12 protein-coding genes are annotated in these 12,337 nt (G+C 65.2%); 5 read left to right on the forward strand and 7 right to left on the reverse strand.

Going from position 1 to position 12,337, the window contains the following annotated elements; all coding sequences use genetic code 11:
• A complete protein-coding gene (locus tag OK015_RS04670) occupies window positions 1–1,491 on the reverse strand; it encodes an aldehyde dehydrogenase family protein (RefSeq protein ID WP_268129619.1) in 1,491 nt (496 codons plus the stop codon).
• A gap of 142 nt (window positions 1,492–1,633) precedes the next feature.
• Here OK015_RS04670 and OK015_RS04675 point away from each other — a divergent pair, with 142 nt between their 5' ends.
• Complete coding sequence (locus OK015_RS04675; protein ID WP_268129621.1) at window positions 1,634–2,527, forward strand: LysR family transcriptional regulator; 894 nt, start codon at window positions 1,634–1,636, stop codon at window positions 2,525–2,527.
• Between the two features lies 1 nt (window position 2,528).
• Here the strand turns inward: OK015_RS04675 and OK015_RS04680 are convergent, their stop codons facing one another.
• Window positions 2,529–3,701 (reverse strand): sulfotransferase family protein, encoded by a 1,173-nt coding sequence (locus OK015_RS04680; RefSeq protein WP_268129622.1) that lies wholly within the window; start codon window positions 3,699–3,701, stop codon window positions 2,529–2,531.
• Window positions 3,702–4,111: 410 nt separating this feature from the next.
• Between OK015_RS04680 and dnaK the strand changes: the two genes are divergently transcribed.
• Genes dnaK through OK015_RS04700 form a run of 4 tightly spaced genes read left to right on the forward strand, consistent with a single transcriptional unit; the run spans window position 4,112 to window position 8,256 of the window.
• Entirely contained in the window at window positions 4,112–5,974 is a 1,863-nt protein-coding gene (gene dnaK, locus OK015_RS04685) for a molecular chaperone DnaK (protein ID WP_268129624.1), read from the forward strand.
• On the forward strand, window positions 5,971–6,642 hold the full coding sequence (gene grpE / locus OK015_RS04690; protein ID WP_268129625.1) for a nucleotide exchange factor GrpE: 672 nt from the start codon (window positions 5,971–5,973) through the stop codon (window positions 6,640–6,642). The genes dnaK and grpE overlap by 4 nt, the downstream gene beginning before the upstream one ends.
• A gap of 49 nt (window positions 6,643–6,691) precedes the next feature.
• Window positions 6,692–7,870 carry a molecular chaperone DnaJ gene (dnaJ, locus tag OK015_RS04695; protein WP_268129627.1) on the forward strand — a complete coding sequence of 393 codons (1,179 nt, stop codon included), beginning with the start codon at window positions 6,692–6,694 and terminating at the stop codon, window positions 7,868–7,870.
• Entirely contained in the window at window positions 7,870–8,256 is a 387-nt protein-coding gene (locus OK015_RS04700) for a heat shock protein transcriptional repressor HspR (protein ID WP_268129628.1), read from the forward strand. The genes dnaJ and OK015_RS04700 overlap by 1 nt, the downstream gene beginning before the upstream one ends.
• Here OK015_RS04700 and OK015_RS04705 read toward each other — a convergent pair.
• The 5 genes from OK015_RS04705 to OK015_RS29205 are packed head-to-tail and all read right to left on the reverse strand — an operon-like array spanning window position 8,253 to window position 12,324.
• A complete protein-coding gene (locus OK015_RS04705) occupies window positions 8,253–8,861 on the reverse strand; it encodes a hypothetical protein (protein WP_268129630.1) in 609 nt (202 codons plus the stop codon). The two genes, OK015_RS04700 and OK015_RS04705, sit on opposite strands and share 4 nt — an antisense overlap.
• Window positions 8,862–8,895: 34 nt before the next feature.
• Window positions 8,896–9,231 (reverse strand): YbaB/EbfC family nucleoid-associated protein, encoded by a 336-nt coding sequence (locus OK015_RS04710; RefSeq protein ID WP_268129631.1) that lies wholly within the window; start codon window positions 9,229–9,231, stop codon window positions 8,896–8,898.
• Between the two features lie 12 nt (window positions 9,232–9,243).
• Window positions 9,244–10,134 carry an aldose 1-epimerase gene (locus tag OK015_RS04715; protein WP_268129632.1) on the reverse strand — a complete coding sequence of 297 codons (891 nt, stop codon included), beginning with the start codon at window positions 10,132–10,134 and terminating at the stop codon, window positions 9,244–9,246.
• 28 nt (window positions 10,135–10,162) lie between these two features.
• Window positions 10,163–11,347 carry an FAD-binding oxidoreductase gene (locus OK015_RS04720; protein WP_268129634.1) on the reverse strand — a complete coding sequence of 395 codons (1,185 nt, stop codon included), beginning with the start codon at window positions 11,345–11,347 and terminating at the stop codon, window positions 10,163–10,165.
• 41 nt (window positions 11,348–11,388) lie between these two features.
• Window positions 11,389–12,324, reverse strand: coding sequence for a DUF3060 domain-containing protein (locus tag OK015_RS29205; protein ID WP_268129636.1), 936 nt, complete (start codon window positions 12,322–12,324; stop codon window positions 11,389–11,391).
• Window positions 12,325–12,337: the final 13 nt, after the last annotated feature.

The raw sequence follows: 12,337 nt of genomic DNA on the forward strand, positions 1-12,337 counted from the left end.
CTAGCTCTCCAGTACGCGGTTGGCGGCGGTCCAGTAGGGCAGTTCGTCGCGCTTAGCGGCCCACCGGATCGTCTTGGTGTACCCGTATTCCGCCAACGTCTCCTCGGCATGCTCGCGCCCGAATCCGCTGTGGCCGACCCCGCCGAATCCGGTGCCGATGGCGATCCGCACATAGTTGTTGACGAAGACAGCGCCGGCCCGGATCTGCCGACTCACCCGCAGCGCCCGATCGCTGTCCTGGGTGAACACCGCCGCAACCAATCCGAACGGGGTGCTGTTGGCGATCCGCACCGCCTCACCTTCTTCGGTGAACGGGATCAGCGTGACCACCGGACCGAAGATCTCCTCCCTGGCTACCCGCATACGCGGAGTCACATCGGTCAGCACGGTCGGTGATACGTAGAAGCCGTCGGCCAGGCGAGGATCGTCGGGCAGCGGCGCCTGGGCGGCGATGCGCGCACCTTCGGCCACGCCGAGCTTGAGATAGTCCAGGACCTGTTTCTGCTGCGCGCGCGTGACCAATGGCCCGACGTCGGTCCTGGGGTCGGCGCCGTCGCCCACTCGCAACCGGGTCACCGCCCTGCACAGCTTCGCCGAGAACTCGTCATAGATCTTGTCCTGCACCAGGATTCGCGACGACGCGGTGCATGCTTCGCCTTGGTTGAAGAAGCCACCGTCGATGGCCGCCATCAGCGCCTCGTGGATGTTGGCGTCTTCGAAGACGATCAACGGGTTCTTTCCACCCAGCTCCATCAGCGTCGGGGTGAGGTTGCAGGCAGCATTGCGCATCACTGCCGAGCCCGTCCTCGGGGACCCGGTGAAAGACACCTTGCCCACTAGCCGGTGTCCGGCGAGGGCGGCACCCACCTCACCCTTGCCGGGTACGGCGTGCACGACGCGGTCCGGAAGCACCGACTGGATCAGTTCCACCATGCGCAGCACGACCGAGGGCGTCTGCTCCGGTGGTTTCAGCACGACGGCGTTACCCACGGCGAGTGCCGGCGCGATCTTTCCGGCGGTGTGGATGGGTGGCCAGTTGAACGGCACGATGGCGGCGATCACCCCGTACGGCTCCAACGTGGTGACGTCCAGGACCGTGTTGTGGTCGCGCGCCTTGTTCGGCAAGGACTCCACGATGCTGCTGAAGAACTCGAAGATGGAGATCGCCGCTTCGAGGTCGAACTGGCGCGCCTGGACGATCGGCTTGCCCATTTCCCGTGACTCGAGCATGGCGAGTTCATCCGCGTGGTCGCGGATGACCTTGGCGATCTCGCGCAGGTAGCCGCCTCGTTCTCGGGCCGGCCGCTGCTTCCAGCGCAGGTGCGCGGCGTGGGCTTTGCGAACGGCCTGGTCGACCTCGTTGGGCCCCGCTCCCTGGACCACGGTGACGGTCCGGCCCGTCGCGGGGTTCTCGACGACGAACTGGTCGTCGGTGGACGGAGACGACCAGCGCGTTCTGGTCCTGGTAAGGGCGGGAGCTTGCAGAGTCATTGGCACGTCCAGCAATGTTGGGGGTTGGGTTGGTCAACGGGCGGTCGGGCACGCTCGACGAGGTCGACGCTACGGTTAGCTGAGGCATCAGGGCCAACGACATGTTCTGATAGAAGTCAGCACGGACGGTGATAATTGCTGCATGGAGCTTCGCCATCTTGAGTACTTTCTCGCCGTCGCGGACAACCGGAGCTTCACGGAGGCCGCGAAGAAGTTGCATGTCGTCCAATCGGGTGTGTCGGCGACGATCAAGGCGTTGGAACGAGAACTCGGCGCTGAGCTATTTGTCCGGGGCTCCGCCGGCGTCGAGCTGACGCCCGCGGGAGAGGAGCTGCGACCCCGCGCCCGCGAAACCCTGGACGCCGCCCGCGCGGCAAAGGACGCCGTCAACGCCACCCGTGGCTCTATTCGCGGCACCGTCACGGTGGGGATTCTGACGTCGATCAGCGTGATCGACATGCCCGCGGTGCTGTCCGAACTGCACGCCCGGCATCCCGGAGTGACGGTTCACTTGCGCGCCGCCAGCGCCGGATCGGCCGGCCTCGCCGGACAGCTCCGCGATGGCGATCTCGACGTCGCCTTTCTCGTCTTCACCGGGCCGCCGCCAGCCGACCTGAATGCCCGTCTGGTCGCCGCCGTTCCGCTGCTCCTGGTCGTGCCTGCGGATCATCCACTTGCCCAACGAGACTCGGTGCCGCTGGCCGAGTTGGAAGGAATGTCGTTCGTCGACAGCCCACCGGGATACGGCACCCGAACGGTGATCGACAACGCATTCACCGCTGCCGGCGTCGAACGCACCGTCGCGGTGGAGGTCGCCGACCTGGGCACCGCCGCGACCTACATCCGCAACGGCCTGGGGATCGGGTTTCTGAGTTGGACCGTCCTGGATGAGATCGATGATTTCGGCCTGGCCACACTGCGCGTGAGCGACTACGACCTCGAATGGCGATTGTTTGTCACCACGTCTGCGGCCCGGTCGACGAGCGCGGCCACCCGGGCGGTACTCGCGCTGATCGAGGAAATCGCGGCTCGCTGAATTACCCTGCGGCGGCAGCCTTCTCGCGCTCGAACAGCGCATCCTGGGCCGCGGTCCCGTAACCGTAGCGATCGATGACCTCGGCCCAGCGCTCCGTGACGAGCGCGCGCTGCTCGATCGTCATTTCGTAGCTGTTCGTCCGGTAGGCCACCTTGTCGCCAAGGTATCTCCGCAGCCGCGGCAGGTATCGCTCGAAGTCGCCCAGGTCCAAGTGCTCGTACATCTTGCGCAGCTGCTCCTCGGGATCGCCGATGAGATCCTCGTAGCGCAATTCGTAAAACCTTGACGGGTCAACGAGTTCTCGCCCCTCGTCCAGCTTTCGATACAGGTCGAGGTAGGTGGACAGCACGTTCTCGTTCAATCCCTGGAAGGTCGGCCGTTGCAGGCCGTGGACAAGGGAGAACGATTTGAAAAGGTTGACGGTCGACGGATATACGACGTACGGATCCCGGACGATGTGGATGAACTTCGCCTGCGGAAATATCTCCAGCAGCACCTTGATCCGGAAACTATGTGTCGGACTCTTCAGCACCACTGCCTTGTGACGACGGTAGTAAACCTGCTGAACGAAACGGAAGAGGGTCTGCTTCCACGTCTCCAATTCTCGCGAGGTCAGCTTGTCCATATCCAGATACTGCTCGTCCTGGGTCGGCCGGTTCGGGAACGCGATGGTCAGGTACGGCGAGGGCAGGCCAAGCATGCACCAGGCGAACTCGTCCTCCTGCGGATGCGCCATGCTCATGTCCATGTTGTCCATGGCGCGGTGCTTCGACGTCAGAAATTCGGCGAATCGGGCAAACCGCTGGGTCAGCAGAAAGTGGTGCGGGGCAATGCATTCGTAAGTCGTGGGACCGGTGTGGCGATCGTCGAGGACTAGCATCTCGTGCAGCATGGTGGTGCCGGTACGCCAGTGTCCGACGATGAAGATCGGCGCATCGGCGATCGCCGTGTTGGCGACTCGCTTCCCGAACACCACCCTCTGCCACATCCCCAGAAAAGAGTTGACCACGCTGAGGACCGTGTAGAGCACCACGTAGTGCCAGCGGCTCCAGTGCACGGCGAAGTGGTTGCGGACCAGCAGGCGGGTCCAGGCGGTGAAGTTACAGCCGATCCACAGGGGCGCGGCCCACTCGTGCCACCACGCAGAGCGCGATGCCGAACGGCCGGATTTCATCGCAGGTGGGAACAACAGTATGGGGTTGCGCGAAGCGCAACGACGGCCCGCGGAGCAGTCATGGTGCTTCGCCCTTCTCGTGGAGGAACTGGGACAGATGTGCAAGACATCCAGACGGTACTGCTTAGTAGATCTACGCACGTCTAATTAACGAGAACGTCATTTCAACGACATGGCGAGTTGTGGTGGTGGCGCCGTCTTGCCTGGTGGCGGGGCCGACGATGACCGTCTGAAAAATCGTGAGGCCGCCGGGAACAACCTGCCGGCACCGATCGTTAGCATAATCGACAAGTTGAGTGACCCAGACTCAATACTGGGTTGACAGGCCGAGGCCCTCAGGGGCAGGCTTGAGCGGGGTTCACTCAGCATAGTGGCACCAAAGAAGCTCTACTCAATCAGGAGGAATCACTATGGCTCGTGCGGTCGGTATCGACCTCGGGACCACCAACTCCGTCGTCGCAGTCCTGGAAGGTGGCGACCCCGTCGTCGTCGCCAACTCCGAGGGCTCACGCACCACGCCGTCCATTGTCGCCTTCGCGCGCAACGGTGAAGTGCTCGTCGGTCAGCCCGCCAAGAACCAGGCGGTCACCAACGTCGACCGCACCATCCGTTCGGTCAAGCGGCACATGGGCACGGACTGGTCCATCGAGATCGATGACAAGAAATACACCGCTCAGGAGATCAGCGCCCGCGTGCTGATGAAGTTGAAGCGAGACGCCGAAGCGTATCTGGGCGAGGACGTCGCCGACGCGGTCGTCACCGTACCCGCCTACTTCAACGACGCCCAGCGTCAGGCGACCAAGGAAGCCGGCCAGATTGCCGGCCTGAACGTGCTGCGGATCGTCAACGAGCCGACCGCGGCGGCACTGGCCTACGGCCTGGACAAGGGCGAGAAGGAGCAGACCATCCTGGTCTTCGACCTCGGCGGCGGCACCTTCGACGTCTCGCTGCTCGAGATCGGCGAGGGTGTGGTCGAGGTCCGCGCCACCAGTGGTGACAACCACCTCGGTGGGGATGACTGGGATGACCGTGTCGTCGAGTGGCTCGTCGACAAGTTCAAGGGCACCAGCGGAATTGACCTGACCAAGGACAAGATGGCGATGCAGCGGCTGCGTGAGGCCGCCGAGAAGGCCAAGATCGAGCTGAGCTCGAGCCAGAGCACGTCGATCAACCTGCCTTACATCACCGTCGACGCGGACAAGAACCCGTTGTTCCTCGACGAGCAGCTGACGCGCGCCGAATTCCAGCGCATCACACAGGATCTGCTCGACCGCACGCGTCAGCCGTTCCAGTCGGTCATCAAGGACGCCGGTATCTCGGTGTCCGAGATCGACCACGTGGTGCTGGTCGGTGGTTCCACCCGCATGCCCGCGGTGACCGACTTGGTCAAGGAGCTCACCGGAGGCAAGGAGCCCAACAAGGGCGTCAACCCCGACGAAGTCGTGGCCGTCGGCGCCGCCCTGCAGGCGGGTGTCCTGAAGGGTGAGGTGAAAGACGTTCTGCTGCTTGATGTCACACCGCTGAGCTTGGGTATCGAGACCAAGGGCGGCGTGATGACCAAGCTGATCGAGCGCAACACCACGATCCCGACCAAGCGGTCGGAGACCTTCACCACGGCCGATGACAACCAGCCGTCGGTGCAGATCCAGGTCTACCAGGGTGAGCGCGAAATCGCTTCGCACAACAAGCTGCTCGGTTCCTTCGAACTCACCGGCATCCCGCCGGCTCCGCGCGGCGTGCCCCAGATCGAGGTCACCTTCGACATCGACGCCAATGGCATCGTGCACGTCACGGCCAAGGACAAGGGCACCGGCAAGGAGAACACGATCAAAATCCAGGAGGGCTCCGGCCTGTCCAAGGAGGAGATCGACCGGATGATCAAGGACGCCGAGGCGCACGCCGAGGAGGACCGTAACCGCCGCGAGGAGGCGGACGTTCGCAACCAGGCCGAATCGCTGGTCTACCAGACGGAGAAGTTCGTCAAGGAGCAGCGCGAAGCCGAGGGCGGGTCGCAGGTTCCCGAAGACACGCTGTCCAAGGTCGACGCTGCGATCGCCGACGCCAAGTCGGCGCTGGGCGGCACCGACATCGCCGCGATCAAGTCGGCGATGGAGAAGCTGGGCCAGGAGTCTCAGGCGTTGGGTCAGGCGATCTACGAAGCCACTCAGGCGGCCGGCCCGCAGGCCGGTGGCCCCGAGTCCGGCGGCTCATCCGGCTCCGCTGATGATGTCGTGGACGCGGAGGTGGTCGACGACGACCGGGAGTCCAAGTGACTCAAGGAAATCAACAACGGGATGGCAATCCGCAGGAACAGGTGACTGTGACCGACAAGCGGCGGATTGATCCCGAGACCGGAGAAGTACGGAACGTCCCTCCCGGACCCCCACAAGGTGGGGTGCCGGGAGGGACCGCCCCGGCAGGTTCCGGGACCGAGCAAGGCGCCGACGACAAGGTTGCCGAGCTGACCGCCGATCTGCAGCGGGTGCAAGCCGACTTCGCGAACTACCGCAAGCGGGCGCTGCGCGACCAGCAGGCCGCGGCGGATCGGGCCAAGGCCACCGTCGTCAGCCAATTGCTGGGCGTGCTCGACGATCTCGATCGCGCGCGCAAGCACGGTGATCTGGAATCGGGTCCGCTGAAGTCGGTTGCCGACAAGCTGGACAGCGCGCTGACCGGGCTCGGCTTGACGGCGTTCGGCGAGGAGGGTGAGGACTTCGACCCGGTACTGCACGAGGCCGTGCAGCACGAAGGCGACGGGTCCCGGCCGGTGATCGGCACTGTCATGCGGCAGGGCTACAAACTGGGCGAAAACGTGCTGCGTCACGCTCTGGTCGGCGTCGTCGACACCGTTCCGGCTGACAGCGGAGCCGCTGCCGCACCCGAGCCCGCCAACACCGGACCGGCCAACACGGACGATAACGCCGACACCTCCGGTGAATAAGGCACAGAATCAGGACAACAACGAGAAAGGTGAAAGGGGGTGACGCGACATGGCCCAGCGTGAATGGGTCGAAAAGGACTTCTATAAGGAGCTTGGCGTCTCCTCCGACGCCAGCCCCGAAGAGATCAAGCGCGCCTATCGCAAGTTGGCGCGCGATCTGCACCCGGATGCGAACCCCGACAACCCCGCCGCGGGTGAGCGGTTCAAAGCGGTGTCAGAAGCACACAACGTGCTGTCGGATGCCGCTAAGCGCAAGGAGTACGACGAAACCCGTCGGCTCTTCGCCGGCGGTGGTCTTGGCGGTCGAAGGTTTGACACCGGTGGCTTCGGTGGCTTCAACGTAGGTGGCGACGGCGCAGAGTTCAATCTGAACGATCTGTTCGACGCCGCGGGCCGTAGCGGGGGCACCAACATCGGTGACCTCTTCGGCGGCTTGTTCGGACGCGGAGCAAGTGCCCGTCCCAGCCGGCCCCGACGCGGCAACGACCTGGAAACCGAGACCGAGCTGGACTTCGTCGAGGCCGCCCAAGGCGTCGCGATGCCATTGCGGCTGACCAGCCCGGCGCCATGCACGAATTGCCATGGCAGCGGGGCGCGTCCGGGCACCAGCCCGAAGGTGTGTCCCACCTGTAACGGCGCCGGCGTGGTCAGCAGCAACCAGGGGGCATTCGGATTCTCCGAACCGTGCACCGACTGCCGGGGCAGCGGATCGATCATCGAGCACCCCTGCGACGAATGCAAAGGCACCGGCGTCACCACCCGCACCCGCACCATCAACGTGCGGATCCCGCCCGGAGTCGAAGACGGACAACGGATTCGGCTGCCCGGGCAGGGCGAGGCAGGGTTGCGCGGAGCGCCGTCGGGTGACCTGTACGTGACGGTGCATGTCCGGCCGGACAAGGTCTTCAGCCGCGACGGCGACGACCTCACCGTGACCGTTCCGGTCAGCTTCAGCGAATTAGCTTTGGGCTCAACACTTTCAGTGCCCACGCTGGACGGGAAGGTTGGCGTCCGGGTGCCTAAAGGCACCACCGACGGACGCATCCTGCGGGTGCGTGGACGCGGTGTGCCCAAGCGCAGCGGCGGCAGCGGCGACTTGCTGGTCACCGTGAAAGTCGCTGTGCCGCCGAACCTGGAGGGCGCTGCTCAGGAGGCGCTGGAGGCGTATGCGGAGGCTGAGCGCGCCAGCGGTTTCAATCCCCGGGCGGGATGGGCGGGTAATCGCTGATGCCGAAAAACTCTAAGCGAGAAGAGGCCCGGACCTTCTTGATCTCGGTCGCGGCCGAGCTGGCCGGTATGCATGCGCAGACCTTGCGCACCTACGATCGCCTAGGGCTGGTCATCCCGAGCCGCACTTCCGGTGGTGGGCGGCGTTATTCGCAGCACGACGTGGATCTGCTGCGCGAGGTGCAGCGGCTCTCGCAAGACGAGGGCGTCAATCTCGCCGGCATCAAGCGCATCATCGAGCTGACCAACCAGGTCGAGGCGTTGCAATCTCGGCTGAAGGAAATGGCCGAGGAGATCGCCGTGCTGCGCGCCAACCAGCGCCGCGATGTCGCGGTGGTGCCCAAGAGCACCGCGCTGGTGGTGTGGCAGCCGCGTAAGGGCCGTTAGTCCTCGGGGAGTTTGTCGAGGGTCTTACGTGCTTCCTTGCGGAAGACTTCGTGTTCTTTGTCGAGGTACACGGCGACCGCGTCACGCACCCCGGTGGCCTTCTGTCGCACCAGGGCACGCATGGCCGGGATCCGCGTTGCGGGATTCGGAAGTTGGCTAACAGCAAGCTCTTTCGCTTCTTCTGTTTTGAATTTGCCTAGCCATTCGACCAGTACCGACTTGGTCGGGAAATCTCGCTCGGAGCGGATCAGGGCGGCCACTCGCGGGAAGTCGGAGCGGTCCGCGACTTCGGCCAGCGCAAAACCGGCGGCCTCGAGTTCCAGGTTGCTCAGCGGCGGTTCAATTTCGAATTGGTGAAACAGAACATCGACCGCGGCACGGTTTCCCTTGGCGTGCTTGGTGATCAAATTGCGTATCAGCCCAGTCCGCCACGCTCGGCGGTCTTCATCGGGCGGTACGCGTTCATCGAGATTTTGCAGCCAGTCGACGACGATCGGGACCGCTTGCGGATAGTCGGTGCGCGAGTTGACGTGGCCATCGGACTGATATTTCCCTACACGCTCCGCGCCGACGGCAATCCGGAGCTGGATGCGCCGTCCGCCCACCGGCAGGAGCGACGGATCTGGGTGGCCTGAGGCCCTACTTCGCCGGCGGTAAGTTCCGCAGCTTTACCAAGGCCTCGACGACCTCGTCCTCCAGTTCACCGACCTCCGCCTCGATGCATTCGTTCGTGAATTCTGCTGCCGCGCCGAGTGCTTCGTTGATCCGCCCGCTCACCTCCCGGGCGCCGAGTCCGAGGATCCGGGGATCGATACGCAGATCGGTCAGGCGCAGCTGTCCGTTGACGGTCGCCTCGACGGTGCCGCTCTCGTCGCTGACCGCGAACGCCTCGGTGCGCATCCGCTGAACTTGCGCGTCGAGAAGAGCTATCACCGAGTCCCAGTGCTGGATCATCTGCGCGATCTCGGGATGCATGGATGCCGTCCGTTAGGCCCGGATGGAGAACACCGCGACCGCCGGCTCACCGGGGGGCGCGGATGGGTAGCCGCCGCGGCTCAGCGCATCGGTCGGAGCGGTCATCGGCTCGAAGCAGACCACGTCCTCGCCGGGCGGCGCGAAGATCTGGGTCGCTGAATACCCTTGTTCGAAGTGCACTTCCAGGCGGCGTCCGCCGCCGGACACCGCGAACACCGCTCCGTCGTCCACGCGGTCGTAGGCATCGTCAAAAGTGTTGTCGCCCAAAGTCTCTTTCGTGGCCGGCTGCTCGGAAGCCTCGCCGGTCGGCAGTCCTCGTTCGTCGAGGCTCAAATGCCGCAGCGGCGGCGTCTCGAGGATCCACTCGCGCCGCGCCGCGTCCGGCACCTGTAGGTAAGGATGAAAGCCGAAGCACAGCGGGACCGCGATGTCGCCGGTCGCGGTGACGGTGGTGCGCACCGTCAACGTCCGGTCGGCCAGCCGCACCGACACCGTCAGCAGATGGGGATACGGGAAGCTGGCCAGCAGCCGCGGCTCGGCACCGAAGTCCACTTCGGCGGTCAGCTCGTTGGCCGACTCGGCCACCACCCGCCAGCCCGGATAAGCGGCGAGAGTGCCGTGGATGGGCAGCCCGTTCGGGTCTGTCCGTACCCCGTTTTCACCCGGCGTCAACTCGACGGTCACATTTTCGGCCGTATAAGTGTTGCTGCCCAACCGATTTGCCCAGGGATACAGAATCGGTATCCCCATCGTCTTGCCGGCTTCGAGGTAGGCATCCAGTCCGCGGCGCTGGCCGAGCAATTCCACTCCGGAGACGGTGAGCGAGGTGCCGATCATGCCCGCGTCTGGCACGAATTGGGCGGCCAACGACGACGACGGGTCGCGCAGGGTCACGACATGCACGCGGCCAGCCTAGCTGTAGTAACCGGGCTTAGCGCGAGAACGGGTCGTGCTGAATATGCTCCGGCGGGGCACCTTTGGCAATCAGCGCATCCTTGGTGGCGCGGACCATCGCGGGCCCGCCGCAGATCAGGATCTGCCGGTCGCCCCAGCCGCCGTATTTCGTCACCACGTCAGGCAGCCGCCCGATTTGGTGTACGTGCAGGCCCCGCGGCGGCGTGACGTCCGGGTAGTCGGCGGCCCATGCGGGGTCGCCGTTGTATTCCGACACCGGCGACACCGACAGCCAGGGGTTGTGCGAAGCGACCTGCCACAGCGTGGGCAGATCGTAGAGCTCGCAGCGGTAGCGCGCGCCGAAGAACAGATGCACCCGCGGGTTTTCCGCGTAGCGGGACAGGTCCATGATCAGCGCCCGCAGCGGTGCCAAACCCGTGCTGCCGGCCACCATCAGGACGTCGGCGCCGGTGCGGTCGACCTGCAGGCCGCCGTGCGGGCTGGATAACCGCCAGCGGTCGCCCGGTCGGCTTTCGTTGACGATTGCGGTGCTGACCAGGCCGCCAGGAACCTGGCGGACGTGAAACTCGATGCCTCCGTCGGGATCGACCGGGATGGCGGGGCTGAGGAATCGCCAGCGTAGCGGGCACTGCGGGACCTGGACGTTGACGTACTGACCGGGGTGATAATGCATCGGCCGGTCCAGCCGCAGCCGGACGACCGCGAGGTCGCGGGAGACGCGGTGGTGTTCGATGACGCTGCCGTCCCACCAGGCGGGTCCCTCTTCGGCATCTGCGGCACCGCTCATCACCCCGGTGATCAGATTCAGCGATTGACCGGCCGCCTCTTCGACGGCGTCGGTCCAGGCCCCCGGGCTTTGTTGGTCCAACTGGGCGCGCAGCGTCGCATACAGCGCGCGCCGCAACGACTCGTAATGGCTTGGCAGCACACCGTATTTGCGATGATCCCGGCCGAGCTGAGCAAGAAAGGCCACCGGCTCCTGGGCACGCTGCGCCACCAGCTCGCCGTAGACCCAGTGCAGCGCGTGACCGAAAGCGGCTCGCTGAGCGTCCATTTCGGGTGGGAACAGGTCGCGGACCGAGACGTCGAGGGCGAACCAGTGGGTGTAGAAGCGGTGGACGAGTTCGCCACCGGCGCCCGAGTCGTCCGGGGCGAGAGCGTCGCGCAGCACCCGCAGCGCATCGGAGTCGTCTAAGCCCACGGAGGCCGATTCTAAGCTCGCCCAGGCAGACATCGCCCTCGTCAACGCTGTCGAACGGCGTTCGAGGTTCCGGCGTTGGCGACCTCCGGCGAGCCCCAGTGATAGGTGACGACGTTGCCGGTGCCCGAGATGCTGACCGCATCCATGCTGTCGACGGTGACGCGATTTCCCTTGCCGGCGACGCTGACGCTGGTGCAGTGGCCGGTGACGGTGACGATGTTGTCCACGCCGCTCACCGAGAGATAGCCGCCGTTGCACGGGATGGTCTTTTTCGTGCCGCTTCCGCTGACCTGCAACGTGCCGGCGTCCGGCACATTCGCGGACGGGCTCTCGCCGGCGAGGTTGGTGCGCATTCCGGTGGCTGCCAAACCGGCCAGCACCAGCCACCCGATCACGATGACCAGCCAGGAGGCCATCCCCACTCGTAGGCGCGGGCGCAGCGTGCCGACCCAGTTGCCGCTCTGGTCGCGGTCGAGGTCGTAGGCGAACGCGGTCACGCCGCGGGCCCGCGCCGGATTGCGCTCGTCGGCCAGGATCACTCCGTCGACGTATTCCCGCCCACGCACCACGAGGTCTCCCGGATGGCCGTCGAGCGTGTAGGACACCTTCGTCCTGGTGTTCGGGCCGCTGTAGCGCTGCCGGGTGACCCTCCATCCGCGTGCCATCGGAAGACGGGCGTTGAACCGCGCTGCGCGCGAGAGTGTTTCGGTGCTCGTCACGGACGCGACCCGGCCCCACCTCAGCAATCCGATCCGGGTACGCGCGCCGTACAGGTGTGCTGCGTAGATCCCGGCGAGGGTGAATGTCGCCGTCGCGGCGAAGGCCAGGGGTACTCGGAGCCACAGCGCGATCGGTGCGACCGCGACGATGAAGAGCGTCCAGACATAGCGCCAGCGCATTGGCAGCGCCTCGGCGATCCGGAAAGCCACCGGAATTCTGCGCGGCGGCGGAGCGAGGCCGGAGTAGACGGTGCCCATGCTGGAAAAATTC

Source organism: Mycobacterium sp. Aquia_216 (assembly GCF_026723865.1).
Taxonomy (GTDB): domain Bacteria; phylum Actinomycetota; class Actinomycetes; order Mycobacteriales; family Mycobacteriaceae; genus Mycobacterium.